General features: G+C 71.5%; 23 protein-coding genes and 2 tRNA genes. 8 read left to right on the plus strand and 17 right to left on the minus strand.

Translation table 11 applies throughout. The features are described 5' to 3' along the window. Positions 1–108 precede the first annotated feature (108 nt). The 3 genes from ndk to ACFVQZ_RS13620 form a co-directional block, all read right to left on the minus strand. On the minus strand, positions 109–522 hold the full coding sequence (gene ndk, locus ACFVQZ_RS13610) for a nucleoside-diphosphate kinase (protein WP_030494077.1): 414 nt from the start codon (positions 520–522) through the stop codon (positions 109–111). Between the two features lie 65 nt (positions 523–587). Continuing rightward, the gene (locus ACFVQZ_RS13615) at positions 588–953 is read right to left on the minus strand and encodes a DUF4233 domain-containing protein (protein WP_030494076.1); all 366 of its coding nucleotides are present in this window, start codon (positions 951–953) and stop codon (positions 588–590) included. Between the two features lie 7 nt (positions 954–960). Next, positions 961–2,505, minus strand: coding sequence for a folylpolyglutamate synthase/dihydrofolate synthase family protein (locus ACFVQZ_RS13620; protein ID WP_107645412.1), 1,545 nt, complete (start codon positions 2,503–2,505; stop codon positions 961–963). Between the two features lie 65 nt (positions 2,506–2,570). Here ACFVQZ_RS13620 and ACFVQZ_RS13625 point away from each other — a divergent pair, with 65 nt between their 5' ends. After that, positions 2,571–3,593, plus strand: coding sequence for a rod shape-determining protein (locus ACFVQZ_RS13625; protein WP_383621827.1), 1,023 nt, complete (start codon positions 2,571–2,573; stop codon positions 3,591–3,593). A 77-nt stretch (positions 3,594–3,670) separates the two neighbouring features. On the opposite strand, the gene ACFVQZ_RS13630 is transcribed toward ACFVQZ_RS13625, so the two are convergent. Both ACFVQZ_RS13630 and ACFVQZ_RS13635 read right to left on the minus strand, forming a co-directional pair. Next, a complete protein-coding gene (locus tag ACFVQZ_RS13630; RefSeq protein WP_030494073.1) occupies positions 3,671–4,810 on the minus strand; it encodes an ATP-binding protein in 1,140 nt (379 codons plus the stop codon). Between the two features lie 158 nt (positions 4,811–4,968). Beyond that, positions 4,969–7,590 carry a valine--tRNA ligase gene (locus tag ACFVQZ_RS13635; RefSeq protein WP_383621832.1) on the minus strand — a complete coding sequence of 874 codons (2,622 nt, stop codon included), beginning with the start codon at positions 7,588–7,590 and terminating at the stop codon, positions 4,969–4,971. A 138-nt stretch (positions 7,591–7,728) separates the two neighbouring features. Between ACFVQZ_RS13635 and ACFVQZ_RS13640 the strand changes: the two genes are divergently transcribed. Continuing rightward, the gene (locus ACFVQZ_RS13640) at positions 7,729–8,661 is read left to right on the plus strand and encodes a hypothetical protein (protein ID WP_383621835.1); all 933 of its coding nucleotides are present in this window, start codon (positions 7,729–7,731) and stop codon (positions 8,659–8,661) included. Between the two features lie 72 nt (positions 8,662–8,733). Here ACFVQZ_RS13640 and clpX read toward each other — a convergent pair whose 3' ends face one another. The 5 genes from clpX to ACFVQZ_RS13665 all read right to left on the minus strand — a co-directional run bounded on the left by clpX (position 8,734) and on the right by ACFVQZ_RS13665 (position 13,447). Further along, a complete protein-coding gene (gene clpX / locus ACFVQZ_RS13645) occupies positions 8,734–10,017 on the minus strand; it encodes an ATP-dependent Clp protease ATP-binding subunit ClpX (protein ID WP_030494070.1) in 1,284 nt (427 codons plus the stop codon). Between the two features lie 174 nt (positions 10,018–10,191). Continuing rightward, a complete protein-coding gene (locus ACFVQZ_RS13650; protein ID WP_030494069.1) occupies positions 10,192–10,854 on the minus strand; it encodes an ATP-dependent Clp protease proteolytic subunit in 663 nt (220 codons plus the stop codon). 65 nt (positions 10,855–10,919) lie between these two features. Further along, complete coding sequence (locus tag ACFVQZ_RS13655) at positions 10,920–11,537, minus strand: ATP-dependent Clp protease proteolytic subunit (RefSeq protein ID WP_030494068.1); 618 nt, start codon at positions 11,535–11,537, stop codon at positions 10,920–10,922. Between the two features lie 264 nt (positions 11,538–11,801). Then, complete coding sequence (gene tig, locus ACFVQZ_RS13660) at positions 11,802–13,184, minus strand: trigger factor (RefSeq protein ID WP_030494067.1); 1,383 nt, start codon at positions 13,182–13,184, stop codon at positions 11,802–11,804. A gap of 186 nt (positions 13,185–13,370) precedes the next feature. Beyond that, positions 13,371–13,447, minus strand: a tRNA-Pro gene (locus tag ACFVQZ_RS13665). Between the two features lie 131 nt (positions 13,448–13,578). On the opposite strand from ACFVQZ_RS13665, the gene ACFVQZ_RS13670 reads away from it, so the two are divergent. After that, positions 13,579–13,649 (plus strand) — tRNA-Gly (locus ACFVQZ_RS13670). 90 nt (positions 13,650–13,739) lie between these two features. On the opposite strand, the gene ACFVQZ_RS13675 is transcribed toward ACFVQZ_RS13670, so the two are convergent. Continuing rightward, positions 13,740–13,934, minus strand: a complete 195-nt coding sequence (locus ACFVQZ_RS13675; RefSeq protein WP_030494066.1) for a hypothetical protein — start codon at positions 13,932–13,934, stop codon at positions 13,740–13,742. A 138-nt stretch (positions 13,935–14,072) separates the two neighbouring features. Beyond that, on the minus strand, positions 14,073–15,215 hold the full coding sequence (locus ACFVQZ_RS13680; protein WP_030494065.1) for a PP2C family protein-serine/threonine phosphatase: 1,143 nt from the start codon (positions 15,213–15,215) through the stop codon (positions 14,073–14,075). A gap of 106 nt (positions 15,216–15,321) precedes the next feature. Here ACFVQZ_RS13680 and ACFVQZ_RS13685 point away from each other — a divergent pair, with 106 nt between their 5' ends. Beyond that, positions 15,322–16,551, plus strand: coding sequence for a GNAT family N-acetyltransferase (locus tag ACFVQZ_RS13685; RefSeq protein WP_030494064.1), 1,230 nt, complete (start codon positions 15,322–15,324; stop codon positions 16,549–16,551). Here ACFVQZ_RS13685 and ACFVQZ_RS13690 read toward each other — a convergent pair. Further along, entirely contained in the window at positions 16,548–17,363 is an 816-nt protein-coding gene (locus ACFVQZ_RS13690; protein WP_383621842.1) for an Fpg/Nei family DNA glycosylase, read from the minus strand. The genes ACFVQZ_RS13685 and ACFVQZ_RS13690 overlap by 4 nt on opposite strands. Positions 17,364–17,436: 73 nt before the next feature. Then, the gene (locus ACFVQZ_RS13695) at positions 17,437–17,925 is read right to left on the minus strand and encodes a ribose-5-phosphate isomerase (protein ID WP_383621845.1); all 489 of its coding nucleotides are present in this window, start codon (positions 17,923–17,925) and stop codon (positions 17,437–17,439) included. A gap of 219 nt (positions 17,926–18,144) precedes the next feature. Here ACFVQZ_RS13695 and ACFVQZ_RS13700 point away from each other — a divergent pair, with 219 nt between their 5' ends. Continuing rightward, complete coding sequence (locus ACFVQZ_RS13700; protein ID WP_030494061.1) at positions 18,145–19,578, plus strand: amino acid permease; 1,434 nt, start codon at positions 18,145–18,147, stop codon at positions 19,576–19,578. A 70-nt stretch (positions 19,579–19,648) separates the two neighbouring features. Here ACFVQZ_RS13700 and ACFVQZ_RS13705 read toward each other — a convergent pair whose 3' ends face one another. Further along, positions 19,649–20,245, minus strand: coding sequence for a biotin transporter BioY (locus ACFVQZ_RS13705; protein WP_030494060.1), 597 nt, complete (start codon positions 20,243–20,245; stop codon positions 19,649–19,651). Between the two features lie 262 nt (positions 20,246–20,507). On the opposite strand from ACFVQZ_RS13705, the gene ACFVQZ_RS13710 reads away from it, so the two are divergent. Further along, the gene (locus ACFVQZ_RS13710) at positions 20,508–21,920 is read left to right on the plus strand and encodes an amino acid permease (protein WP_383621850.1); all 1,413 of its coding nucleotides are present in this window, start codon (positions 20,508–20,510) and stop codon (positions 21,918–21,920) included. Positions 21,921–22,036: 116 nt separating this feature from the next. Then, positions 22,037–23,446 carry an amino acid permease gene (locus ACFVQZ_RS13715; RefSeq protein ID WP_383621854.1) on the plus strand — a complete coding sequence of 470 codons (1,410 nt, stop codon included), beginning with the start codon at positions 22,037–22,039 and terminating at the stop codon, positions 23,444–23,446. Positions 23,447–23,517: 71 nt separating this feature from the next. Here the strand turns inward: ACFVQZ_RS13715 and ACFVQZ_RS13720 are convergent, their stop codons facing one another. Continuing rightward, positions 23,518–24,480 (minus strand): hypothetical protein, encoded by a 963-nt coding sequence (locus ACFVQZ_RS13720; protein WP_383621857.1) that lies wholly within the window; start codon positions 24,478–24,480, stop codon positions 23,518–23,520. A 189-nt stretch (positions 24,481–24,669) separates the two neighbouring features. On the opposite strand from ACFVQZ_RS13720, the gene ACFVQZ_RS13725 reads away from it, so the two are divergent. Then, complete coding sequence (locus tag ACFVQZ_RS13725) at positions 24,670–25,317, plus strand: superoxide dismutase (protein WP_030494056.1); 648 nt, start codon at positions 24,670–24,672, stop codon at positions 25,315–25,317. 114 nt (positions 25,318–25,431) lie between these two features. Here the strand turns inward: ACFVQZ_RS13725 and ACFVQZ_RS13730 are convergent, their stop codons facing one another. Next, a complete protein-coding gene (locus tag ACFVQZ_RS13730) occupies positions 25,432–26,067 on the minus strand; it encodes a DsbA family protein (RefSeq protein ID WP_030494055.1) in 636 nt (211 codons plus the stop codon). Positions 26,068–26,111 lie beyond the last annotated feature (44 nt).

Here is a 26,111-nt window from a genome sequence, read left to right on the forward strand (position 1 = left end):
GTTCCCGGGATTGGCGTTCATATGCCTGGGGGCGGCCGAATTCCTTCGGTCGCCCCACATCTGGCTGCCGTTCGGCTGACGGGGGGTCAGCGGCCGGTCAGGGAGGGGTCACGCGAGTCCGGGGAAGAAGATCTTGAGCTCGCGCGCGGCGGACTCCTCGGAGTCCGAGGCGTGGATGAGGTTCTCGCGGACGATGGTGCCGTAGTCGCCGCGGATGGAACCCGGGGCGGCGGCGATCGGGTCGGTCGGACCGGCCAGCTGGCGGACGCCCTCGATGACCCGCTCGCCCTCGACGACGAGCGCGACGACCGGACCGGAGGACATGAAGCCCATCAGCGGCTCGTAGAAGGGCTTGCCCTTGTGCTCGCCGTAGTGCTGCTCCAGCGTCGCCTGGTCCAGCTCGCGCAGCTCCAGGGCCGCGAGGGTCCAGCCGGCCTTGCGCTCGATGCGGCCGATGATCTCGCCGACGAGACCGCGGCGGACCGCGTCGGGCTTCAGCAGGACGAGCGTGCGCTGGCTCACGGGAGGAACTCCTTAGGGGAGGGATGTGCGGGCCTCTGAATCTACAGGGCCCGCACCGCCCCCCGTCACGCAGCGTCAGGCCCTGCGGTTCCCCGGGCGCCCTCGGAGGCGGCCCAGCCGGCCTTGATCTCGTCCACCTTGCGTCCGTAGTGCACCGAGCACCACCACAGCACGGCGAAGACGGCCCCGAGGAAGTACATGACGGGCACGAAGAAACCGCTGATGACCAGCCCGATCTGGAGCGCCCAGCCGAGCTGCACGCCGCCGGGCCGGGTGACCATCCCGCACAGCAGCACGGAGAGGACCATCGCGACGCCGCACACCCACCAGACGGTGGAGGTGGTGAGGCTGTCGTCCTTCATGGCGACGAGACCGGCGAAGCCGATGACGAAGAACTCGCCGATCAGGGTGGAGGAGCAGAGCACGCGCATGTCCGGGTCAGCCCCTCTTGAGCAGCAGCCGGGCGTCGCCGACCGTGAAGATCGAACCGGTCACCAGCACGCCGGCGCCGCCGTACTCGGCCTCTTCCTCGGCGAGCGTGATCGCCGCCTCCAGGGCGTCGGGCAGCCGCGGCTCCACGACGACCCGGTCCTCGCCGAACACCTCGACGGCGACCGCGGCGAGCGCGTCGACGTCGGTGGCGCGGGAGGTGGAGTTCTGCGTGACGACGATCTCCGCGAAGATCGGCTCGAAGGCTTCGAGCAGCCCCCGGGCGTCCTTGTCGCCGCTGGTGGAGACGACGCCGATGAGCCGGGAGAAGCCGAAGGACTCCGAGACGGCCTCGGCGGTGGCGCGGGCCCCGTGCGGGTTGTGCGCGGCGTCGAGGACGACCGTCGGGGACGAGCGGACGACCTCCAGCCGGCCCGGCGACGACGTCTGCGCGAAGGCCCGGCGGACGGTCTCGATGTCGAGGGTGCGGGCGTGCTCCGCGCCGATGCCGAAGAACGCCTCGACGGCGGCGAGCGCCACCGCCGCGTTGTGCGCCTGGTGGGCGCCGTACAGCGGCAGGAAGACGTCCTCGTACTCGCCGCCGAGACCGCGCAGGGTCAGCAGCTGGCCGCCGACGGCCACCTCGCGGGAGACGACGCCGAACTCCATGCCCTCGCGGGCCACCGTCGCGTCGACGTCGACGGCCTTCTTCAGCAGCACCTGGGCGGCGTCCACCGGCTGCTGGGCCAGGATGACGGTCGCGCCCTCCTTGATGATCCCGGACTTCTCGCCCGCGATCGCGCCGGTCGTCTCGCCGAGCCGGTCGGTGTGGTCGAGGTCGATCGGGGTGACGACGGCGACGGAGCCGTCGATCACGTTGGTCGCGTCCCAGGTGCCGCCCATGCCGACCTCGACGATCGCCACGTCGACCGGGGCGTCCGCGAAGGCCGCGTAGGCCATTGCGGTGAGGACCTCGAAGAACGAGAGGCGGTACTCCTCCCGGGCGTCGACCAGCTCTACGTACGGCTTGACGTCCTGGTACGTCTCGATGAACCGCTCGGCGGAGACCGGGGCGCCGTCCAGGCTGATCCGCTCGGTGATCGTCTGCACGTGCGGCGAGGTGTAGCGGCCGGTGCGCAGCTCGAAGGCGGCGAGCAGGGACTCGATCATGCGGGCGGTCGACGTCTTGCCGTTGGTGCCCGTGATGTGGATCGAGGGGTACGCGCGCTGCGGCTCGCCCAGCACGTCCATGAGCGCCGCGATCCGCTTGACGGACGGCTCCAGCTTGGTCTCGCCCCAGCGGGTCGAGAGCTCGGTCTCGACCTCGCGCAGGGCCGCGTCCAGCTCCGGGTCCTCGGGGCGGGAAGGCACGGGGTCGCCCTGCGGCGGTCCGGCCAGGGCGCGCAGGGTGCGGCTGCCGGCCTCGATCACCGCCAGGTCGGGGTCTCGGTCCGTCGCTTCGTCGACGAGGTCGTCGAAGCCGTCGGCGTGGTCGCTCTGGTCGCTCGGGTCACTCACGGACCCAAGTCTACGGAGGCCCACCGACAGGACCATGGACCTCCCCCTTTCGGGACCTTCGGCCCGCCGTCCGCCGGGGCCGCCCGGCAAACTTGGCGATCATGGACATAGGCATCGATCTCGGCACGGCCAACACCCTCCTCTACGCCCGGGGGCGGGGCATCGTGCTCAACGAGCCGTCCGTGGTGGCGGTCCAGGAGGGCTCCCGGCACGCGCTCGCGGTCGGCGCCGAGGCGAAGGAGACCATCGGCCGGACGCCGGGGTCCATCACCGCGATCCGGCCGCTGCGCGACGGGGTGATCAGCGACTACGAGGCGGCGGAGGAGATGATCCGGCACTTCGTCCGCAAGGCCGTCCCGGGGCGCCGCCGCCCCCGCACCCGGATGGTCGTCTGCGTGCCGAGCGGGGTCACCCCGGTCGAGCGGCGGGCCATCGTGCACGCCTCCGTCGCGGCCGGCGCGCGGGCCGTCCACCTCATCGAGGAGCCGATGGCGGCGGCGATCGGGGCGGGCCTGCCGGTCTCCGACGCGCGCGGCTCCATGGTGGTGGACATCGGCGGCGGCACCACCGAGGTGGCGGTGATCTCGCTCGGCGGCATCGTCACCGCCCAGTCCCTGCGGGTCGGCGGCGACCGCTTCGACGCGGCGGTCGCCGACCACGTCCGCAGGGCGCACTCGCTGCTGGTCGGCGAGCGGACGGCCGAGGACGTGAAGGTGGCGATCGGTTCGGCGTGGCCGGTCCCGGGCGGCGAGGAGTTCGAGCGGCGCACCTTCACGGTGCGCGGCCGGGAGAAGGTCAGCGGTCTGCCGAGGACGGTGGAGCTGACCGTCCCGGAGGTCCGGCAGGCGCTGGACGAACCGGTGGAGGCGGTCATCGCGGCGGTGCGGACCACGCTGGAGGAGTGCCCGCCGGAGCTGTCCGGCGACGTCATGGAGCACGGCATCGTGCTGACCGGCGGCGGCGCCCTGCTGCCGGGACTCGACCTCAGGATGGCGTCGGCGACGGGCATCCCGGTCTTCGTGGCGGACGCGCCCCTGGACTGCGTGGCCCTGGGCTCGGGCCGCTGCGTGGAGGACTTCGACGGCCTCCAGCGGGTGCTGGGCAAGGCGGAGTCGGGCCGGTAGCCCCTCCCCTGCCGTCGGGCCGGCAGCCCCCTGCCGTCGGGCGGTGGCCCCCTGCCGTCGGCCGGTGGCCGCGGGGGTCAGCGCGGGAGGCCGGAGGGGAGGGTCGCCCGGACCACGTACGCGCCGTCCTTCTCCCCCGCCGTGAAGGTGCCGCCCATGGTGGCGACCCGCTCGTCCATGGAGACGAGCCCCGTGCCGGTGGAGACGGGCGCGCGGTCCGGCGGGGTCTTCGGGAGCGGGTTGCGGACCTCGATCCACAGGTCCGGGCCCTCGACGCCGATGCCCACCCGGACGGGCAGGCCGGGCGCGTGCTTGGCCGCGTTCGTCAGGCACTCCTGGACCACCCGGTGGACGGCGGTCTGGCGCAGCGGCGACAGCGCCTTGACCTCCTCGGCCACGTCCAGGTCCACCGGGCTGCCCATCCGCTCGCTCTCCGCGGCCAGGTCCGCGAGGCCCTCCAGGCCGCGTGTGGCGCCGTCCCGGTCGGCGCGCCGCACCAGCGTCTCGTTGAGCATGAGGTGGGCGCGCCGGGCGGTGTCGGCGAGCTCCTCGAAGTCCTTCCGGTGGGCCTCGCCGCGGGCCCGTACGGCCAGCACCTCGGCGCGTACGGCGAGCACGGTCAGCTCGCGTCCGACCAGGTCGTGGACGTCCCGCCCGACCTGGATGCGCTCCTCCTGGACGGCCTGCCGGGCGGCGGCCTCGCGCCGCTGGACCTCCAGGGCGCTGACGAGGTCGTGGCGGTGGGCGGCGATGCCGACGCCGGCCGCGAGGACGCCGATCGGCACGACCAGGCTGAGGAAGTCGCTGAGGGTGTCGCCGTGCCGGGCGGGCCAGCCGGGCAGCTGGAAGTACGCGTACGCCACGCCCGTGTAGAGCAGGGTGGCGGCGACGGCGGCCCGGCGCCCCCGGAAGCGCCCGATGGAGTAGAGCGCGAACTGGACGAGGGTGACCTCGTGCAGCCAGCCCATCAGCGCGAGGGCGACGAGGTACGGCAGCCAGGGCGCCCGCCGGCGCAGCACCAGGGACGCGGCGCCGGCCGCGAGGACCAGGGTGGCGGTGACGCCGGTGAGGGAGTTGTCGGCGCGGGCCAGGCCCGGCACGTCGAGCAGCATGAGCGCGAACGCGCTGAGCGCGGCGACGACGTCGAGGGCCGGGGCCGATCCGGCCCACCGGTCCACGCGGCGGCGCAGCGCGGGAAGGGTGGGGAGGCGGACCATGTCTCCATCATCCAGGGTCCTTGGTCCCGACGCCGTGGACCTGAAGTCCCGTCTGCTGTGAGATCAGGCACTTCGTCAGCCTTCTGGTCCCGTGGGTACGGGAAGGGCCCGGGACCGTGCCGGTCCCGGGCCCTTCCGCCGTCCGCGTCGGGTCCGCGTCAGGCCTGCGGCAGCTTCTCCAGCTGGGCCTGGATGCGGGCGATGTCCTCGTCCGCCTTGGCGAGGCGGCCCTTGATCTTGTCCACGACGTTGTCGGGGGCCTTGGCGAGGAACGCCTCGTTGCCGAGCTTGGCCTCGGCCTGGGCCTTCTCCTTCTCGGCGGCGGCCAGGTCCTTCGCGAGCCGCTTGCGCTCGGCGGCAACGTCGATGGTGCCGGACAGGTCCAGCGCGACGGTGCAGCCGGCGACCGGCAGGGAGGCGGTGGCCGCGAAGCCCTCGCCCTCCGGCTGGAGGCGCAGCAGCTGGCGGATGGCGGCCTCGTGCGGGGCGAGCGCGGTGCCGGCCAGCTCCAGGCGGGCCGGGACCTTCTGGCCGGGCTGGAGGCCCTGGTCCGAGCGGAAGCGGCGGACCTCGGTGACGACCCGCTGGACCAGCTCGATCTCCCGCTCCGCGGCCTCGTCGCGGAAGCCGGAGTCGGCCGGCCACTCGGCGATGACGATCGACTCGCGGCCGGTGAGGGTGGTCCACAGCGTCTCGGTGACGAACGGCATCACCGGGTGCAGCAGGCGCATCAGGACGTCCAGGACCTCGCCGAGGACCCGGCCGGAGACCTTCGCGCCCTCGCCGCCGGCGAAGAACGTCGTCTTCGACAGCTCGACGTACCAGTCGAAGACCTCGTCCCACGCGAAGTGGTAGAGCGCCTCGCTCAGCTTGGCGAACTGGAAGTCGTCGTAGTACGCGTCGACCTGCTCGACCGTCTTGTTGAGCCGCGACAGGATCCAGCGGTCGGTCGCCGACATCGCGGAGGCGTCCGGCAGCGGGCCCTCGGTCGTGGCGCCGTTCATCATCGCGAAGCGGGTCGCGTTCCAGATCTTGTTGGCGAAGTTCCGGGACGCCTGGACCCAGTCCTCGCCGATCGGGACGTCGGTGCCCGGGTTGGCGCCCTTGGCCAGGGTGAAGCGGACGGCGTCGGAGCCGTACCTGTCCATCCAGTCCAGGGGGTCCACGACGTTGCCGAAGGACTTCGACATCTTCTTGCCGCGCTCGTCGCGGACCAGGCCGGTGAGGGCGATGGTCCGGAACGGGACCTCGCCGTCCATCGCGTACAGGCCGAACATCATCATCCGGGCGACCCAGAAGAAGATGATGTCGTGGCCGGTGAGCAGGACGTCGGTGGAGTAGAACTTCTCCAGGTCCGGGGTCTTCTCCGGCCAGCCGAGGGTGGAGAACGGCCACAGGCCGGAGGAGAACCAGGTGTCGAGGACGTCGGTGTCCTGGTGCCAGCCCTCGCCCGCCGGCGGCTGCTCGTCGGGGCCGACGCAGACGATCTCGCCGTCGGGGCCGTACCAGATCGGGATGCGGTGGCCCCACCACAGCTGGCGCGAGATGCACCAGTCGTTCATGTTGTCGACCCAGTCGAAGTAGCGCTTCGACATGTCGGCCGGGTGGATCGCGACGCGGCCGTCGCGGACCGCGTCGCCGGCGGCCTTGGCGAGCGGCTTGACGTCGACCCACCACTGCATCGACAGACGCGGCTCGACCGTCGTCTTGCAGCGCGAGCAGTGCCCGACGGAGTGCATGTACGGGCGCTTCTCGGCGACGATCCGGCCCTGCTCGCGGAGCGCGCCGACGACCGCGGAGCGGGCCTCGAAGCGGTCCAGGCCGAGGAAGGGGCCGTGGACGGTGATGACGCCGTGCTCGTCCATGACGGTCAGCGACGGCAGGTCGTGGCGCTGGCCGATGGCGAAGTCGTTCGGGTCGTGCGCCGGGGTCACCTTGACGGCGCCGGTGCCGAACTCGGGGTCGACGTGCTCGTCGGCGACGACCGGGATGGTGCGGTCGGTCAGCGGCAGCTTGATCTGCTTGCCGACGAGGTGCTGGTACCGCTCGTCCTCCGGGTGGACGGCGACGGCGGTGTCGCCGAGCATCGTCTCGGCGCGGGTCGTCGCGACGACGAGGGAGTCCTCGCCCTCGCCGTACCGGATGGAGACCAGCTCGCCGGCGTCCTCCTGGTACTCGACCTCGATGTCGGAGATCGCGGTGAGGCAGCGCGGGCACCAGTTGATGATGCGCTCGGCGCGGTAGATCAGCTCGTCGTCGTAGAGCTTCTTGAAGATGGTCTGGACGGCCCGGGACAGGCCCTCGTCCATGGTGAAGCGCTCGCGGCTCCAGTCGACGCCGTCGCCGAGGCGGCGCATCTGGCCGAGGATCTTGCCGCCGTACTCCTCCTTCCACCGCCAGACGCGCTCGACGAACTCCTCGCGGCCCAGGTCGTGGCGGGACTTGCCCTCCTCGGCGAGCTGCTGCTCGACCTTGTTCTGGGTGGCGATGCCGGCGTGGTCCATGCCGGGCAGCCACAGGGACTCGAAGCCCTGCATGCGCTTGCGGCGGGTGAGGGCGTCCATCAGCGTGTGCTGGAAGGCGTGGCCCAGGTGGAGGGAGCCGGTGACGTTCGGCGGCGGGATGACGATGGTGTACGGCGGCTTCTCGCTCTTCGCGTCCGCCGTGAAGTAGCCGCGCTCTACCCAGCGCTCGTACAGCGGCCCCTCTACCTCGGCCGGCGCGTACTGGGTCGGCAGTTCGGTGGTGGGCGCTGTCTGCTGCTGAGTGTTCTCGGTCACGGGCCCAGTTTAGGGGTGTGGCCGCCGTGTCCCGAAACGCGATTGTTCGGTAACGGTGTGACCCCCGGCGCCCCATGACCGGGCGGCTTCCGACAGGATGTTCGCTACGCATAAACGTCCTGTGAGGGGAAGCAGTCGATGAGCTACAACCAGCCGGGTCCGTACGGGGGCCAGCAGCCGCAGCAGCCCGGGCCGTACGGCCAGCAGCCCGGCCCGTACGGCCAGCAGCAGCCCGGTTACGGCTACCCCCAGCAGGCGCCGCAGGGCGTGCCGCCGCAGCAGCCGCCGTACGGCTACCCGCAGCAGCAGCCGAACCCGTACGGCCAGCAGCCGCAGTACGGCGCCCCCCAGGGCCCCGGCGGCTACGTCCCGCACCCCCCGGCCCCGAAGAAGTCCAAGACCCCGCTGATCATCGGCGCGGTCGCGGTCGTCGCGGCCATCGCGGTCGGCGCGTACTTCCTGATCGGCGGCGGGGGCGGCGCCTCCGTCGCGAACGACGGCCCGCACAAGCTGGTGACGCCGGAGACGGTGCTGGGCGAGTACAAGAAGGACCCGAGCTCGGGCAAGCAGTCCGACGAGGACGACTTCATCAAGGACGCCGAGAAGTACGGCGTGAAGGGGGCCCAGCGGGCCAACGCCTCCTGGAAGACGGAGGACAAGTCCAACCCGCTCGCCGGGAAGATGCTGGCGTTCGGCGGTGCGTACGGCGAGATCGACGACCCGGAGCAGGCCGTCGACAACGTCTTCGCCGGCATCAAGGCCGAGATCGAGGCCGAGTCGGACCCGAAGGAGAAGGGCGAGCTGGTCGGCGAGCCCCGGACGGTCACACCGGCGGAGCTGAACGGCGCCGTGATGAAGTGCCAGGAGATCAAGGCACCGACGGGTGAGGAGTCCGGGGGCATCGGCCCCAAGGAGGTCACCATGCCGTTCTGCGTCTGGGGCGACCACAGCACCCTCGGCTACGTCACGCACTTCAGCCTGAGCGACATGATGGCCGGCAAGGGCGGGACCATCGACGAGGTCTCGGCGATCGCCGCCAAGCTCCGCAAGGAGGTCCGCGTCAAGATCTGACGCGACGGGCCCATGCGAAGGGGCGCCCCGCCGGGATTCCGGTGGGGCGCCCCTTCGGCGTTCTCGTGGCGGTTACGCCGACTTCTCGTGGCGGCCGTCGTTCTTGACGATCCTGGGGACCAGGGTCGGGTTCACGTTGTTGCGGACGACGTCCGCCGTGATGACGACGCGGGCCACGTCCTTGCGGGAGGGGACCTCGTACATCACCGACTGGAGGACCTCCTCCATGATGGCGCGCAGGCCGCGCGCACCGGTGCCGCGGAGGATGGCCTGGTCGGCGATGGCCTCCAGGGCAGGGCGGTCGAAGTCCAGCTCCACGCCGTCGAGTTCGAAGAGGCGCTGGTACTGCTTCACCAGCGCGTTGCGCGGCTCGACGAGGATCTTCAGGAGCGCCTCGCGGTCCAGGTTGTGGACCGAGGTGATGACGGGGAGACGGCCGATGAACTCGGGGATCATCCCGAACTTCACCAGGTCCTCCGGCATGACCTCCTGGAACTGGTCGCTCGCCTCGATCTCGCGCTTGGAGCGGATGGTCGCCCCGAAGCCGATGCCCTTGGCGCCCGCCCGCGACTCGATGATCTTCTCCAGGCCGGCGAAGGCGCCGCCCACGATGAAGAGCACGTTCGTCGTGTCGATCTGGATGAACTCCTGGTGCGGGTGCTTCCGGCCGCCCTGCGGCGGGACGGAGGCCGTGGTGCCCTCCAGGATCTTCAGCAGGGCCTGCTGCACGCCCTCGCCGGAGACGTCACGCGTGATCGACGGGTTTTCGCTCTTACGGGCGACCTTGTCGATCTCGTCGATGTAGATGATCCCGGTCTCGGCCTTCTTGACGTCGTAGTCCGCGGCCTGGATCAGCTTGAGCAGGATGTTCTCGACGTCCTCGCCGACGTAGCCGGCCTCCGTCAGCGCCGTCGCGTCGGCGATGGCGAACGGGACGTTGAGCATGCGGGCCAGCGTCTGCGCGAGCAGCGTCTTGCCGGAGCCCGTGGGGCCCAGCAGCAGGATGTTGGACTTGGCCAGTTCGATGGCGTCGTCCCGGCCCTGCGCGCCGCCGTTCTCGCCGGCCTGGACGCGCTTGTAGTGGTTGTACACGGCGACGGAGAGGGCCTTCTTCGCCGGCTCCTGGCCGACGACGTACCCCTCCAGGAACTCGTAGATCTCGCGGGGCTTGGGGAGTTCCTCCCAGCGCACCTCGCTCGTCTCCGCCAGTTCCTCTTCGATGATCTCGTTGCAGAGGTCGATGCACTCGTCGCAGATGTACACACCGGGTCCCGCGATGAGCTTCTTCACCTGCTTCTGGCTCTTTCCGCAGAACGAGCACTTGAGCAGGTCGCCGCCATCACCGATGCGTGCCACGAGGTGCTTCCCCTTCGCCTGGGAGCGCTTGGTTCAGCGACTCCTGGTGCCTCATATTCGACGGTACCTTGCCGGGCCCCCCGTTCGGGCCCCCCTTGGCACGGTTCACATGGTCGTGATTCGGCCACACGGGCCGTCAGGGCCGCGTGAACCGTGCCGAGGGAAGGTCGGGCGTCAGTGCGCCGCGGCGGCGGTGCTCTTGCGGGTGGAGACGATCTGGTCGACCAGGCCGTACGCCAGGGCGTCCTCGGCCGTCAGGATCTTGTCGCGCTCGATGTCCTCGCGGATCTTCTCGATCGGCGTGGTGGAGTGCTTGGCCAGCATGGTCTCCAGCTGGTCGCGCATGCGCAGGATCTCCTTGGCCGCGATCTCCAGGTCGGAGAGCTGCTCGCGGCCGGTGCCGCCGGAGGGCTGGTGGATCAGCACACGGGCGTTCGGCAGGGCCATCCGCTTGCCGGGGGTGCCGGCGGCGAGCAGCACGGCCGCGGCGGAGGCCGCCTGGCCCATGCAGACCGTCTGGATGTCCGGCTTCACGAACTGCATCGTGTCGTAGATGGCCGTCAGCGCGGTGAAGGAGCCACCGGGGCTGTTGATGTAGATCGAGATGTCGCGGTCCGGGTCCATCGACTCCAGGCACAGCAGCTGCGCCATGACGTCGTTGGCGGAGGCGTCGTCGATCTGCACGCCGAGGAAGATCACGCGCTCCTCGAAGAGCTTCGCGTACGGGTCGTACTCGCGCACGCCCTGCGAGGTGCGCTCGACGAAGCGCGGGACGACGTAGCGGCTGTCCATCGGCGCGCCGGTGTAGAGGCCGCTCGGGGAGAGGTTGTTCTGCATCTGGGTGTTCACCGTCCTGGTGGCGTTCAGCGGGGGCTGGGGGCTCTGCTGCGTGCTGCCGGCGCTCAGGCGCCCGTGCCGCCGCCGCCCGGAACGCCCGCGGCGTGCGTGATGATGTCGTCGATGAGGCCGTAGTCCTTGGCCTCCTCCGCGGTGAACCAGCGGTCGCGGTCGCCGTCGCGGATGATCGTCTCGACGGTCTGGCCGGAGTGGTGCGCGGTGATCTCGGCCATGCGCGTCTTGGTGCGCAGCAGGTACTCGGCCTGGATCTTGATGTCGGAGGCGGTGCCGCCGATGCCGGCGGAGCCCTGGTGCATCAGGATGTCGGTGTTCGGCAGCGCGAAGCGCTTGCCGGGGGTGCCGCCGGTGAGCAGGAACTGGCCCATGGAGGCCGCCATGCCCATCCCGATGGTGACGACGTCGTTCGGGATGTACTGCATGGTGTCGTAGACGGCCATGCCGGCCGTCACGGAGCCACCGGGGCTGTTGATGTAGAGGTAGATGTCCTTCTCCGGGTCGGCGGCCAGGAGGAGCATCTGGGCGGTGATCTTGTTGGCGATGTCGTCGTCGACCTGCTGGCCGAGGAAGATGATGCGCTCGCCGAGCAGCCGGTTGTAGACATGGTCGCCGAGGCCGCCACCGATGGACGGCTCACCCGCGGCGTAAGGCTTCAGATTCGTCACGTATCCACCTGCTCGTCTCCGACGGCCCCGGGCCGTCTCAGCGTCTCGTTCTGAGGGCAGTGCCCCCGTATCCATGGACCCTAACGCGCAGGTAGGACAACGCCATCCCGGTTCCCGAACTGTTCGCTGGGAGCGCAAGGTAGTTGGCGGCGCATAAAAGGTCCGCGTACGGCCACGGGCCCGGCCGCACTGCTGTGCGGCCGGGCCCGTGACGCGAGGGTGGTGCGCGAGGCGCGGGCCTCGGTGGTCAGCCGGGTGGGGCTGTCACTTCTCCTCGGCGGCCTCGGCCTCGCCGGCGGCCTCGACCGTCTCGGCGGCGGCCTCGGCCTCGTCCTCGTCGTCGGAGAGGTCCACGACCTCGCCGTTGGTGTCGACGACCTTGGCGGCCTCGACGACGACCGCGAGGGCCTTGCCGCGGGCGACCTCGCCGACCAGCATCGGCACCTGGCCGCCCTGGACGACGGCCTGGGCGAACTGGTCGGGGGACATGCCGGAGGAGGCGGCACGGCGGAACAGGTGCTCGGTGAGCTCGTCCTGCTCGACGTTCAGCTTCTCCTTGGAGACGAGCTCGTCGAGGAGGAACTGGGTCTTGATGCCCTTGACCGCCTGCTCCTTGGTCTCGGCCTCGAACTCCTCGACCGTCTTGCCCTGGAGCTCCAGGTACTTCTCCAGGCTCAGGCCCATCTGGCCGAGCTGGTGGTGCTCCAGGTTGTGCTTGCGGGTGTTGATCTCGTCCTCGAGGAGCTTCTCGGGGACGGGGATCTCCGCCAGCTCCAGGAACTTCTCCAGGACGCGCTCCTGGGCCTGGGTGGCCTGGTCGAACTGCTTCATGTTCTCGAGGCGCTTGCGGCTGTCGGCCTTGAGCTCGTCGAGGGTGTCGAACTCCGACGCCATCTGCGCGAACTCGTCGTCCAGCTCGGGGAGCTCACGGGCGGCGACCTCGGTGACCTTGACGGTGACCTCGGCGTCCTTGCCCGCGGCGGAGCCGCCCTTCAGCTGCGAGGTGAAGGTGGCCTCGCCGCCGGCCTCCAGGCCGGTGACGGCGGCGTCGATGCCGTCCAGCAGCTCGCCGGAGCCGATGGTGTACTTCACGCCGTCGGCGACGCCGTCGGGCAGCACCTCGCCGTCGACCTTGGCGGTCAGGTCCACGGTCACGACGTCGCCCTCGGCGGCGGCGCGGTCGACCTTGGCGGTGGACGCGAAGCGCTCGCGGAGCTGCTCCACGGACTTCTCGACGTCCTCGTCGGTGACCTCGACCGCGTCGACCTCGACCTCGATGCCGGAGTAGTCCGGGATCTCGATGGCCGGGCGGACGTCGACCTCGGCGGTGAAGGCCAGCAGCTCGCCGTCCTTCAGCTCGGTGATGTCGACCTCGGGCTGGCCGAGCACGTTGACCTCGGCCTCGTTCACGGCCTCGGTGTAGAACTTCGGGAGCGCGTCGTTGACGGCCTCCTCCAGCACGGCGCCGCGGCCGAACCGCTGGTCGATCACACGAGCCGGGATCTTGCCCTTGCGGAAGCCCTTGACCGTGACCTGCTGGTTGATCTTCTTGTACGCCGCGTCGAGGCTGTCCTTGAGCTCCTCGAAGGGCACCTCGACAGTGAGCCGAACCCGGGTCGGGTTCAGGGTCTCCACGGCGCTCTTCACGGTTCGGTCTCCTTGTGGCTGATTCCTGGATTCCGGACGGGCCGCGCGGGGCGGTTCCGGCCGATGGGCCCGGTCAGAAAGACACACGGGCTCGCAGCTTGCATAGTAACCGCACGTGGGAGCAGCCCCACAACGTGATCAAGAACCCGCGAGGTCGGGGCCCCGAGGGGGACGTGAGGATCATGCTGGTCGGGGTGGCGGGATTTGAACCCACGGCCTTCCGCTCCCAAAGCGGACGCGCTACCAAGCTGCGCCACACCCCGTCGGTGCGACACGTAGGGTACATGGACGGAGACGCTGCGAGGCCCCCGGTTTTCCGGGGCGTGCACGGACGGCTCCGGACCGGCTACCATGCTGTCCGTGCCGCGGCCTTCGTGCCCGTGGCGCGTCCGGTGCGGGCGTAGCTCAATGGTAGAGCCCTAGTCTTCCAAACTAGCTACGCGGGTTCGATTCCCGTCGCCCGCTCTTGTACGGCTCCGGCCCGGTCCCTCGTCGAGGGGCCGGGCCGGAGCCGTTTCCGGCCGGAGCCGGAGGTCCGGCGCCAGAACTCCGGCGTCAGAACTTCACGGCACTGATCGTCTGGGTTATCGAGTCCAGGAAGCGCTGGATGTCGTCGGCCATGCCCGTGGAGGCGAGGAAGAAGCCGAAGAGGACGGCGACCACGGCGGGCCCGCCCTTGAGGCTTCCGCCGCGGATCAGCACCACGAGCACGATCGCCAACAGCAACACCACAGACAGCGAAATGGCCACAACTGATCACACCCTCGGTCGGTCCCTGCCCAGCCCGGGGTATGCATCTGGACACCCCCGCGCCTCCATCGTGCCACCAACCCCTTTGCCCTCGGCGGGGGGTGACGAATCGTGGGACGCGCCACAGCTCCGAAAGGTTCAGGCGGGGCGGGAGATGAGGACGAGCGCGCGGTCGTCGTTGACGTCCTTGGCGACGGCCTCGATGAGGTGCCAGGCGACGCCCTCGAAGCCGCCGGGGACACAGCGGTCGGCCTCGCCGGTGAGCCGGTCGATGCCCTCGGCGAGGTCGCGGTCGGCGGCTTCGACGAGCCCGTCGGTGAAGAGCATCAGCACGTCGCCGGGGTGCAGGGTGCCCTTGACGGGGTGGAACTCGGCGCCGTCGTAGACGCCGAGGAGGGGCCCGTCGCCGTCCTTCTCCTCCCAGCGGCCGGTGCCGGAGTGGAGCTGGAGCGCGGGCAGGTGGCCGGCGGAGTACAGCTCGTAGTCGCCGGAGTCGAGGTCGAGGACGAGGTGGACGGAGGTGGCGAAGCCCTCGTCCCAGTTCTGCCGGAGCAGGTAGCCGTTGGCGGCGGGCAGGAAGCCGTGCGGCGGGAGCGAGCCGAGCAGGCCGCCGAAGGCGCCGGAGAGCAGCAGGGAGCGGGAGGCGGCGTCCATGCCCTTGCCGGAGACGTCGGTGAGGACGACCTCCAGGGTGCGGCCGCCGTGGGTGCGGGCGGCGACGACGAAGTCGCCGGAGAAGGACTGGCCGCCGGCCGGGCGGAGCGCCATCTCGCGGTGCCAGCCGCGCGGCAGCCGGGGCAGCGCGCTCTGCACCCGGAGCCGTTCGCGCAGGTCGAAGAGCATGGTGCCGCCGCGCCGCCAGGGCACGCCGACGCGGGCCCGGAACTGGGCGATGAGCAGGCCGAAGAGGCCGCAGGCGGCGACCACCAGGACGGTGCCGGGGGTGACGCGGGCGGGTCCTTCTCCGTACGGGCCGAGGATCGCGGACTCGACGATGAGGCCGCCGGCCGCCGCCGCGTACAGGCCGAGGAGGCTGGCGGGGCGCAGCAGCAGTCCGCCGGCCACGATGGGCAGGACGAGAGCGGCGGGCGCGCACCAGACCGGGTCGAGGACGGTGCCGCAGACGATGGCGGGGACGGTGAGCAGGAGTCCGGCGAAGGCGAGCCGGTCGGAGGTGCCGCCGCGGAAGTACTCGACGCCGGTCCGGCGCAGCGCGACGCGGGCCCGGTGGGCGCGCCTGCGCAACCGGGCCGTGTACGTGTGCACTCCGTGGTGGGCCATTGGCCTGGACCCTATCCACCCGGGCGGCGGCCGTGCAGGGGTACCCCGGTGACAAGGTGCGTGAAATCGGGTCGCCTCGGGCGGGGGCCGCTGATATCGATGGCATATGACGACTGAACTGCGGGTGCTGGACCCGTCGGAGTGGGATCGCTGGTTCGCGGCGCTGGAGCTGGCCTTCGGGGGGCTGGCGGAGGAACCGGAGGAGCGGGCGCTGTGGCGCGAGCTGACCGAGTGCGAGCGGTCGCTGGGCGTCTGGGAGGGGGACCGGGCGGTGGGGACGGCGGGGGCGTTCTCGTTCCGGCTGACGGTGCCGGGCGGGGCGTCGGTGCCGGCGGCCGGGGTGACGATGGTGAGCGTGGCGGGGACGCACCGCAGGCGCGGGATGCTGACGTCGCTGATGCGCCGGCAGCTGGACGACGTGCGGGAGCTGGGCGAGCCGCTGGCGGTGCTGACCGCGTCGGAGCCGGCCATCTACGGGCGGTTCGGGTACGGGGCGGCGACCTGGTCGCAGCGCGGGTCGATCGACACGACGCGGGTGCGGCTGGACGTGCCGGAGGGCACGGACGGGGTGGCGCTGCGGATGGTGGACGCGGCGGAGTCCTCGGCGGTGACCGAGGCGGTGTACGCCCGGATGGTGCCGCTGCGGCCGGGGACGACGGCCCGCGCGCCCGGGTGGGAGCGGCTGCCGGTGCTGGATCCGCCGGGCTCGCGGAACGGGGCGTCGCCGCTGCTGTGCGTGCTGGCGGAGCGGGACGGGGAGGTCGTGGGGTACGCGTACTACGCGGTCAAGCCGGAGTGGACGTGGGCGGGCGCGGACGGTTCGGTGGTGGTGCGCGAGCTGCGGGGGCTGGACCCGGTGGCGGAGGCGGCGCTGTGGCGGTTCCTGTGCTCGGTGGACCTGACACGGACGGTGCGGTTCGACAGCCGGCCGGTGGACGACGCGTGGCAGCACCTGGTGTCGGACGTGCGGCGGTGCGAACCGACCGTGCGGGAGGCGCTGTTCGCGCGGCTGGTGGACGTGGGCGCGGCGCTGGAGGCGCGGACGTACCAGGCGCCGGTGGACGTGGTGTTCGAGGTGGCGGACGCCTTCTGCCCGTGGAACGCGGGGCGGTGGCGGCTGTCGGGCGACGCGAAGGGGGCGACCTGTTCCCGTACGTCGGACGCGGCGGATCTGGCGCTGTCGGTGCGGGAGTTGGGGGCGGCGTATCTGGGCGGTACGGGCCTGGCGGCGCTGGCGTCCGCGGGCCGGGTGACCGAACTGCGGGGCGGGGCGCTGGCGGAGGCGTCGGTGGCCTTCGGGTCGCCGGTGGCGCCGTGGCTGCCGCACATGTTCTAGGCGGCGCCCGGGGGCTGGCAGGTGGGGCACCAGAAGAGGTTCCGCGCGGCGAGGTCGGCCGTGCGGACCGGGGTGCCGCAGAGGTGGCAGGGCTGGTTCGCGCGCCGGTAGACGTACACCTCGCCGCCGTGGTCGTCGACGCGCGGCGGGCGGCCCATGGCCTCGGGGGTGTGCTCGGGGCGGACGGTGTCGATGCGGTTGAGGCGGACGCCCTCGCGCATGAGGGCCCGCAGGTCGTCCCAGATCGCGGTCCACTCCCCCGCGGTGAGGTCCTTGCCGGGGCGGTACGGGTCGATGCCGTGCCGGAAGAGGACCTCGGCGCGGTAGACGTTGCCGACGCCGGCGATGACCTTCTGGTCCATGAGCAGGGCGGCGATGGTGGTGCGGGACCTCGCCACGCGGCGCCAGGCCGGGCCGGGGTCGTCGCCGTCGCGCAGCGGGTCCGGGCCCAGGCGGGCGTGGATCGCGCGCTTCTCGGCGTCGGTGATGAGCGCGCAGGCGGTGGGGCCGCGGAGGTCGACGTACGCCTCGGGGTTCGCGAGCCGCAGCCGGACGGTGTCGGTGGGCGGGGGCGCGGGGGGGTCGCCGAAGGCGACCTTGCCGAAGAGGCCGAGGTGGATGTGGACCCAGGCGTCGCGGAAGCCGAGGAAGAGGTGTTTGCCGTGGGCCTCGGCGGTCTCCAGGACGGAGCCGTCGATCAGGGCGGCGGAGTCGGAGAACTTGCCCTGGGGGCTGGTCGCGCGGACGGGGCGGCCTCCGAAGCGCTCCAGGTGGTCCTGGGCGAGGCGGTGGATCGTATGCCCCTCGGGCACGGCGGTTCTCCTGGGTGACGGGACGGCGCGCGGCCGTGCCGCCGGGCGGGCCGGCGGCACGGGCGGGTGGGGCTCAGCCCTGCTGGGGGTGGTGGGCCGGGATCGGGGGCATGACGCCCTCGGTCTCGTAGGCGCTGAGCATGTCGATGCGGCGGGTGTGGCGCTCGTCACCGGAGTACGGGGTGGCGAGGAAGATCTCGACGAACTTGGTCGCCTCCTCCTCGGTGTGCATGCGGGCGCCGACGGCGACGACGTTGGCGTTGTTGTGCTCGCGGCCGAGGGCGGCGGTCTGCTCGCTCCAGGCGAGGGCGGCACGGACGCCCTTGACCTTGTTGGCGGCGATCTGCTCGCCGTTGCCGGAGCCGCCGATGACGATGCCGAGGCTGTCGGGGTCGGCGGCCGTCTTCTCGGCGGCGCGCAGGCAGAACGGCGGGTAGTCGTCGAGGGCGTCGTAGATGTGGGGGCCGCAGTCCACGGGCTCGTGGCCGTGGGCGGTGAGCCACTCGACGAGGTGGTTCTTGAGTTCGTAGCCGGCGTGGTCGGAACCGATGTAGACGCGCATGGCTTCGAGTGTGGCACGGCGGGGACGGGGCAGGCGTCAGCGGGGTCGGGACCTTGGTCCCGGGGGGTCACGGCCTTCCGGCCCTGCTGGTCTGGACCTTATGTCCCGGATATGTCCTGAATCACGATCCGGAGTCAAACCTTCCGTACTGGCCGGTCGCCGGGTTACATGGCTCCGGCTCGCGACCCGAGCCACCCCCCACACCCGAAGGAAGCGTTCATGAACACGCAGCCGACCCTCGCCAAGGAAGGCGGCAGCACCGGCACCACCGGTCAGACCCCGCCGTCCGACGGCCTCAAGGCCGGGCTCAAGAACCGCCATCTGTCGATGATCGCGATCGGCGGCGTCATCGGCGCCGGCCTCTTCGTCGGCTCCGGCTCGGGCATCGCCGCCGCCGGACCCGCGATCCTCCTCTCGTACGCGCTCGTCGGCGCGATGGTCGTGTTCGTGATGCGGATGCTCGGCGAGATGGCCGCGGCCCGGCCGTCCTCCGGCTCCTTCTCCGCCTACGCCGACCAGGCGCTCGGCCGCTGGGCGGGCTTCACCATCGGCTGGCTGTACTGGTTCTTCTGGGTGGTCGTGCTGGCCGTCGAGGCGACCGCGGGCGCGGTCATCCTGGAGGGCTGGGTCCCGGCGGTGCCGCAGTGGGCGTGGGCGCTGATCGTGATGGTGGTGCTCACCGCGACCAACCTGGGCTCGGTGGCCTCGTACGGCGAGTTCGAGTTCTGGTTTGCCGGGATCAAGGTCGTCGCGATCGCCGCCTTCGTGGCGATCGGCCTGCTCGCGGTCTTCGGCGTGCTGCCGGGCTCGGACAACCCGGGCGCGGGCTTCGCGCACCTCACGGACACGGGCGGCTTCCTCCCGATGGGCGCGGGCGCGATCCTGACGGGTGTGCTGATGGTCGTCTTCTCGTTCATGGGCAGCGAGATCGTGACCCTCGCGGCCGGTGAGTCGGAGGACCCGCAGCGAGCCGTGACCAAGGCGACGAACAGCGTGATCTGGCGGATCGGCGTCTTCTACCTGGGCTCGATCTTCGTGGTGCTGACGCTGCTGCCGTGGAACGACCCGTCGATCACCGAGAAGGGCTCGTACGTCGCCGCGCTCGACTCCATCGGCATCCCGGCCGCCGGCCAGATCATGAACGTGATCGTCCTGACCGCCGTGCTCTCCTGCCTCAACTCCGGCCTGTACACGGCCTCCCGGATGGCCTTCTCGCTCGGGCAGCGCGGGGACGCGCCGAAGGGCTTCGCCAAGGCCGACAAGCGCGGTGTGCCGCGGACGGCGATCCTGGCCTCGGTGGTCTTCGGCTTCGTCGCGGTGTTCTTCAACTACCAGTGGCCGGACACCGTCTTCGCGTTCCTGCTGAACTCCTCCGGCGCGGTGGCGCTCTTCGTCTGGCTGGTCATCTGCGTGACCCAGCTGCGGATGCGCGGGATCATCCTGCGCGAGTCGCCGGAGAAGCTGGTGGTGCGGATGTGGCTCTTCCCGTACCTGACGTGGGCGACGATCGGCATGATCGTCTTCGTCCTCGGCTACATGATCTACGACGGCGGCAGCGCCCGGGAGCAGGTCGTGCTCTCGCTGCTGGTGGCCGCGCTGGTGCTGGCGATCGCGCTGGTCAGGGACCGGATCAGGAAGTCCTCCCACGTCTAGTCCCCTCCGGTACGGGAAAGGGCCCGCCGCTCCTGCTGGAGCGACGGGCCCTTCGCGTACGGCGGCGGCGTCAGCCGCGGCGGCCGGCCAGCTTCCAGGCGGCCGGGAGGGCGCCCATGGCCAGCGCGGCCTTGAGGGCGTCGCCGATGAGGAAGGGCGTCAGGCCGGCGGCGACCGCCTGGCCGAGGGTCATACCGGTGGCGAGGGCGAGGTAGGGCACGCCGACCGCGTAGATGACCGCGGAGCCGAGGACCATGGTGCCGGCGGTGCGCAGGACCGAGCGGTCGGCGCCGCGGCGGGCGAGGGCCCCGACGACGGTGGCGGCGAGCAGCATGCCGAGGACGTAGCCGAAGGACGGCATCGCGTAGCCGGACTTCGCCTCCGCGAACCACGGGACGCCGGCCATGCCGACGAGGGTGTAGAGGGCCAGCGAGAGGAAGCCGCGGCGGGCGCCGAGGGCGGTGCCGACGAGCAGGGCGGCGAAGGTCTGGCCGGAGACCGGGACCGGGGAGCCGGGGACCGGGACGGAGAGCTGCGCGGCGAGGCCGGTGAGGGCGGCGCCGCCGACGACCAGGGCGACGTCGCGGACGCGGCTGGACGGCAGGAGGTCGGCCAGGACGGTGCCCGCCCGGAGGGTGCGGACGGGGGCGGCGGCGGTGCTACTCATCGGTACTCCGCAAGGGTGAGGGGGCGGGACAGCTTGACGCTATGCCAGGAGTGAACGCCCGATCACCGTCAGCCGCCGACAAAGCCACCGCCCGCGCCTTCATGGGATCCCGACAAAGGAGGACGGCGGCGCCTGGCGCCACGTGACGCTTGTCACTGGGGAGTCGGTGCGGACCGCCCCTTTTGCGTCACGGGGCGGTCTGCGGAGAGACTGTGGGGTCTCCATAAAGTGCCCCTCCTCCCAGAGCGCGAGTCCCCCCACCATGCGCGACACCGCACCGCCCTCCCCGCTCGCCGAACCCGAGCCCCTCTCCCACGGCCTGAAGCAGCGTCACCTGACGATGCTCGGCCTGGGCGGGGTCATCGGCGCCGGGCTCTTCGTCGGCTCCGGCGCGGGCATCGCGGTCGCCGGTCCCGGCATCGTCCTCTCGTACCTGATCGCGGGCGCGCTCGCGATGCTGGTGATGCGGATGCTGGGCGAGATGTCGGCGGCGATGCCGGCGTCCGGCGCCTTCTCGGTGCACGCGGAGCGGGCGCTGGGCCGCTGGGCGGGCTTCTCGGTGGGCTGGCTGTACTGGTTCCTGCTCGTCGTGGTGCTCGCGGTGGAGGCGACGGGCGCGGCCCGGATCGCGCACGGCTGGGTGCCGGGGGTTCCGCAGTGGGGCTGGGTGCTGCTCTTCATGGTGGTCTTCACGGCGGCGAACCTGGCGGCGGTGAAGAACTTCGGCGAGTTCGAGTTCTGGTTCGCGGCGCTGAAGGTCGGCGCGATCGTCCTCTTCCTGGTGCTCGGCGTGCTGGCGATCGCCGGCTGGCTGCCGGACACGGACCCGGTGGGGCTGGCGAACCTGACCGGGCAGGGCGGTTTCCTGCCGCACGGCTGGTCCGGGGTGGTCTCCGGGGTGCTCGCGGTGGTCTTCGCCTTCGGCGGCCTGGAGGTCGTCACCATCGCGGCGGCCGAGTCGGAGGACCCGGCGCGGAACGTGGCGCGGGCGGTGCGCAGCGCGGTGTGGCGGATCCTGCTCTTCTACGTGGGCTCGATGCTGGTGATCGTGACCCTGCTGCCGTGGACGTCGATGGTGCCGGGCGAGTCGCCGTACGTGGCGGTGCTGGACGCGATCGGGGTGCCGGGCGCGGGGCAGATCATGAACGTGGTGGTGTTCGTGGCGCTGCTGTCGGCGCTCAACGCCAACCTGTACGGCTCCTCCCGGATGGTCTTCTCGCTGGCGGAGCGCGGCGAGGCACCGAAGGGGCTGCTGAAGGTGTCGGGCGGCGGGGTGCCGCGGCGGGCGGTGCTCGCGTCGGTGGCCTTCGGTTTCGTGTCCGTGCTGCTGAATCTGAAATGGCCGGATTCCGTCTTTCTGTACATGCTCAACGCGGTCGGCGCGGTGCTGCTGTTCGTGTGGGCGCTGATCGCGGTGTCGCAGCTGCGGCTCCGGCCGCGGATCGAGCGGGAGGCGCCGGAGACGCTGACGCTGCGGATGTGGGCGTTCCCGTGGCTGACGTGGGCGGCGCTGGCGGCGATGGCGGCGGTGCTGGTCCTGATGCTGACGGACGACGGGGCGCGTCCGCAGGTGCTGTGGTCGGCGGCGGCGACCGCGGCGGTGCTGGCGGTGGCGTGGCTGCGGGAGCTGCGCGCGCGCCGGAACGGGCCGGCGTCCGCGACGAAACGGAATTGAATCTTCACCTTGTGTGAAGGTCGTGACCGTATAGCGGACACCCGTTCCCTCTGAACGGTGCGGGCACCCAGACTGTGGGCTTCCCTCCCCGTCTCAGCCTATGAACAGGGTTGCCCATGTCCCGGACCACCGCGACCGCGCCGGCCGACCGCGAGGACGGCTCCGCCGCTCCCGCCGAGGGCCTCTCGCACGGTCTCAAGCAGCGCCATCTGTCGATGATCGCCCTCGGCGGCGTCATCGGCGCCGGCCTCTTCGTCGGCTCCGGCGCCGGCATCGCCGCCGCCGGTCCGTCGATCGTCGTCGCCTACGCGATCTCCGGCGTGCTCGTCATGCTGGTGATGCGCATGCTCGGCGAGATGTCGGCGGCGAACCCGGCCTCCGGCTCCTTCTCCGTCCACGCCGAGCGCGCCTTCGGCCCGTGGGCCGGCTTCACCGCCGGCTGGGCCTTCTGGTTCCTGCTCTGCGTGGCCGTCGGCCTGGAGGGCATCGGCGCGGCGAAGATCATGACGGGCTGGTTCCCGGGCACCCCCGAGTGGGCCTGGGTGGCGCTGTTCATGGTGGTCTTCTGCGGCACAAACCTGGCGGCGGTGAAGAACTTCGGCGAGTTCGAGTTCTGGTTCGCCGCGCTGAAGGTCGGCGCGATCGTCCTCTTCCTCGGCATCGGCGTGCTCGCCATCGCCGGCGTCCTGCCCGGCACCGACGCCCCCGGCACCGCCAACCTCACCGGTGACGGCGGCTTCTTCCCGCACGGCTCCGAGGGCCTGATCGTCGGCCTGCTCGCCTCCGTCTTCGCGTACGGCGGCCTGGAGACGGTCACCATCGCGGCGGCCGAGTCCGAGCACCCGGTGCAGGGCGTCGCCAAGGCGGTCCGTACGGCGATGTGGCGCATCGCGCTCTTCTACATCGGCTCGATGGCGGTCATCGTCACCCTCGTCCCGTGGGACGACAAGGCGGTCGTCGAGAAGGGCCCGTACGTCGCCACCCTCGACCACCTGGGCATCCCGGCGGCCGGCCAGATCATGAACGTGGTCGTGCTGATCGCGCTGCTCTCCGCGATGAACGCCAACATCTACGGCGCCTCCCGCATGGCCCGCTCGCTGATCGGCCGCGGCCAGGGCCCGCAGGCGCTCGGCCGGCTGTACGGCGGCGTGCCGCGCCCGGCCGTCCTGCTCTCCTCGGTCGTCGGCTTCGGCGCCGTCCTGCTGAGCTACTGGTCGCCGGACAAGGCGTTCATCTGGCTCCTCAACACCATCGGCGCGATCATCCTCGTCGTCTGGTTCTTCATCGCCGCCTCGCAGCTGGTGCTGCGCCGCCGCACCGAGCGCGAGGAGCCGGAGAAGCTGGTCGTGCGGATGTGGGCCTTCCCGGCGCTGACCTGGGTGGCGCTGGCCGGCATGACGGCCGTCTTCTTCCTGATGGCCCGCGAGGAGGGCACCCGGGTGCAGCTGTACGCGACCGGCGTGCTGACGCTCGGCCTCGCCGCCGTCGGCTTCGCGCTCCAGAAGATGCGCGCGAAGGCGGCCTGAGCCGCGCCCCGCTTCCGTACCGACGCCCCGCCGGGCCCGACCCGGCGGGGCGTCCGCGCGTCCGGGGCCGGTCAGGTCCCGCAGGACGGCAGGGCGCGGACGTACCCGCCCCGGTTCTCGTCGTCCGTGCCGAGGAGGGCGTCCCCGGTGCCGGGGAGGCACTCGACGGCCTCGATCTTGTAGCCCGGGAAGGTGCCGAGCGGGGCCGGCCGGGCGGTGAGGGAGACGCGCACCCGGCCGGAGGCGGTGATCGTGACCTGGCCGGCGCCGGTCACGGCAGAGTCGAAGGGGCCGTCGTCGCCGGCGTCGGACGCCGAACCGACCAGGATCCGGCCGGAGTCGGTGACAGTGATGTCGGAGATGTGGCGCGTGCCCGGGTCCGCGGGGTACGGGGCGGTGAAGGAGCGCCGGATGACGGCGCCGAACTGCGGCTGGCCCCAGGGCGCGAAGGTGAGCGGGGCGGCGTGCAGCCGGGCGGGCCGGTCCGGGCCCGCGCCCCGGTCCGCCCACAGGGCGGCGAACCGGCCGTCGCGGGCGACGAGCGCGAAGCTCTCGAAGTCGTCGCCCGGGCCGATCGCCGGCAGCGGGGCGTAGTCGACGACGGTGGCCGTGGTGCCGGCGACCTTCAGGCGGTAGACGATCCCGCGGGAGGCGAGCGCCAGATACTCCCCCGGGGCGCCGGGAATCGCCTCGATCGCCTCCAGGTCGACGGGTTCGGCGCCCTCCCAGACCAGCGGGGTGACGGTGACGGGGTCCGCGCCGTACGCGATCCGGGAGAGCCGCGGCTGGCCGGCGCGCTTGTTGTCGTGGACGACGAGGGCGGTGCCGCCGGCCTCGGCGGCGAGGCCGCTGACGCCGCCGCGGGCGTCGGTGCCGACCTGGCGCCAGGGGGAGGCGGCCCGGTCGGCGCCGGTCTGCCGCGCGGCGGTGTCCCGGGCGGTGCCCGCCGGTCCTCCGGGGGCGGCGGCCTGGGCGGTGCCGGCGAGCAGGGCGACCAGGACGCCGGCGGTGGCGAGTCTCAGGGGGAGCTTCATGCCCGCACGTTAGGGATCTTGAACCGGTCACGGACAGGCGGGATTGCGCCGTTCGGGGGGGCGCGCGGAAGCGGGCGGGCGCACGACGGGGGTCTAGGACCAGGGACTGATCCACTTCCTCCGCAGGTACTGTTAGCCTGCACTTGCACATAGGTTGCAATAAGCAGTCAGTGGAAGGGCTCGGCACACATGGCGATCTACACACTCCCGGAACTGCCGTACGACTACGCGGCGCTGGAGCCGGTGATCAACCCGCAGATCATCGAGCTGCACCACGACAAGCACCACGCCGCCTACGTCAAGGGCGCCAACGACACCCTGGAGCAGCTGGAGGAGGCCCGCGCCAAGGAGCAGTGGGGCGCGCTCAACGGCCTGGAGAAGAACCTGGCCTTCCACCTCTCCGGCCACATCCTCCACTCCATCTACTGGACCAACATGGCGAGCCCGAAGGGCGGCGAGGGCGGCGGCGAGCCGCTGGCGGCCGACGGCGTGGGCGAGCTCGCGGACGCGATCACCGCGTCCTTCGGCTCCTTCGCCGGGTTCAAGGCCCAGCTGACCAAGGCGGCGGCGACCACCCAGGGTTCCGGCTGGGGCGTCCTCGCCTACGAGCCGGTCAGCGGCCGGCTCATCGTCGAGCAGGTCTACGACCACCAGGGCAACGTCGGCCAGGGCTCGGTCCCGATTCTGGTCTTCGACGCCTGGGAGCACGCCTTCTACCTCCAGTACAAGAACCAGAAGGTCGACTTCATCGACGCCATGTGGCAGGTCGTGAACTGGCAGGACGTGCAGAAGCGCTACACGGACGCGAAGGGCCGGACGCCGCTGATCGGCGCCTGAGGCCCCTCCCCCGCCTCCTGCTCGTGATCGTCTTCTCAACCGTCACCGGGCAGGCGGAAGAAAGAAGGACCCCCGCGACGACGTGCGTCGCGGGGGTCCTTCCGTGCCGGGGGCCTACTCGAAGCTCGGCGCCGCCGTCCGGGTGCGCTTGATCTCGTAGAAGCCCGGCGTCGAGGCGACGAGCAGGGTGCCGTCCCACAGCCGGGCGGCGGCCTCGCCGCGCGGGGTCGGGGTGACGACCGGGCCGAAGAAGGCGACCTCGTCGCCGTCCGGGCCGGGCACCGCGATCACCGGGGTGCCGACGTCCTGGCCGACCTTGTCGATGCCCTCCGTGTGGGACGCGCGGAGCTCGGTGTCGTACGTGTCCTTGTCGGCGTACTCCACCAGGTCCTCGGGGAGGCCCACGTCGCGCAGCGCGCCGGCGATGGCCTCGCGGGTCGGGCCCTCGCCGTTGTTGTGGAAGCGGGTGCCCAGGGCCGTGTACAGCTTGCCGACGACCTCGTCGCCGTGCAGCTGCTGGGCCGCGATCACGACGCGGACCGGACCCCACGCCTGCGTCTCCAGCATCTCCCGGTACTCGGCGGGGACCTCGTCCAGCCGGTTCTCGTTCAGGACCGCGAGGCTCATCACCTTCCAGCGGACGTCCACCGGGCGGACCTTCTCGACCTCCAGCATCCACCGGGAGGTCATCCAGGCCCAGGGGCACAGCGGGTCGAAGAAGAACTCTGCGGTGGTCCTGCTCTCGGACATGTCACTCCTCGGGACGGTGGAAACGGTGGACGTGCGCCGATCTG

It is taken from the genome of Streptomyces sp. NPDC057854 (assembly GCF_042797055.1).
In the GTDB taxonomy this organism is placed as follows: domain Bacteria; phylum Actinomycetota; class Actinomycetes; order Streptomycetales; family Streptomycetaceae; genus Streptomyces.

Bases quoted from the DNA above. Each gene is read 5' to 3' on its own strand.
- ACFVQZ_RS13615 (WP_030494076.1), bottom strand. From the start codon at position 953: ATGCGCGTGCTCTGCTCCTCCACCCTGATCGGCGAGTTCTTCGTCATC.
- ACFVQZ_RS13620 (WP_107645412.1), bottom strand. From the start codon at position 2,505: ATGGTCCTGTCGGTGGGCCTCCGTAGACTTGGGTCCGTGAGTGACCCG.
- ACFVQZ_RS13625 (WP_383621827.1), top strand. From the start codon at position 2,571: ATGGACATAGGCATCGATCTCGGCACGGCCAACACCCTCCTCTACGCC.
- ACFVQZ_RS13630 (WP_030494073.1), bottom strand. From the start codon at position 4,810: ATGGTCCGCCTCCCCACCCTTCCCGCGCTGCGCCGCCGCGTGGACCGG.
- ACFVQZ_RS13640 (WP_383621835.1), top strand. From the start codon at position 7,729: ATGAGCTACAACCAGCCGGGTCCGTACGGGGGCCAGCAGCCGCAGCAG.
- ACFVQZ_RS13650 (WP_030494069.1), bottom strand. From the start codon at position 10,854: ATGCAGAACAACCTCTCCCCGAGCGGCCTCTACACCGGCGCGCCGATG.
- ACFVQZ_RS13680 (WP_030494065.1), bottom strand. From the start codon at position 15,215: ATGGCCCACCACGGAGTGCACACGTACACGGCCCGGTTGCGCAGGCGC.
- ACFVQZ_RS13685 (WP_030494064.1), top strand. From the start codon at position 15,322: ATGACGACTGAACTGCGGGTGCTGGACCCGTCGGAGTGGGATCGCTGG.
- ACFVQZ_RS13695 (WP_383621845.1), bottom strand. From the start codon at position 17,925: ATGCGCGTCTACATCGGTTCCGACCACGCCGGCTACGAACTCAAGAAC.
- ACFVQZ_RS13700 (WP_030494061.1), top strand. From the start codon at position 18,145: ATGAACACGCAGCCGACCCTCGCCAAGGAAGGCGGCAGCACCGGCACC.
- ACFVQZ_RS13705 (WP_030494060.1), bottom strand. From the start codon at position 20,245: ATGAGTAGCACCGCCGCCGCCCCCGTCCGCACCCTCCGGGCGGGCACC.
- ACFVQZ_RS13710 (WP_383621850.1), top strand. From the start codon at position 20,508: ATGCGCGACACCGCACCGCCCTCCCCGCTCGCCGAACCCGAGCCCCTC.
- ACFVQZ_RS13715 (WP_383621854.1), top strand. From the start codon at position 22,037: ATGTCCCGGACCACCGCGACCGCGCCGGCCGACCGCGAGGACGGCTCC.
- ACFVQZ_RS13720 (WP_383621857.1), bottom strand. From the start codon at position 24,480: ATGAAGCTCCCCCTGAGACTCGCCACCGCCGGCGTCCTGGTCGCCCTG.
- ACFVQZ_RS13725 (WP_030494056.1), top strand. From the start codon at position 24,670: ATGGCGATCTACACACTCCCGGAACTGCCGTACGACTACGCGGCGCTG.
- ACFVQZ_RS13730 (WP_030494055.1), bottom strand. From the start codon at position 26,067: ATGTCCGAGAGCAGGACCACCGCAGAGTTCTTCTTCGACCCGCTGTGC.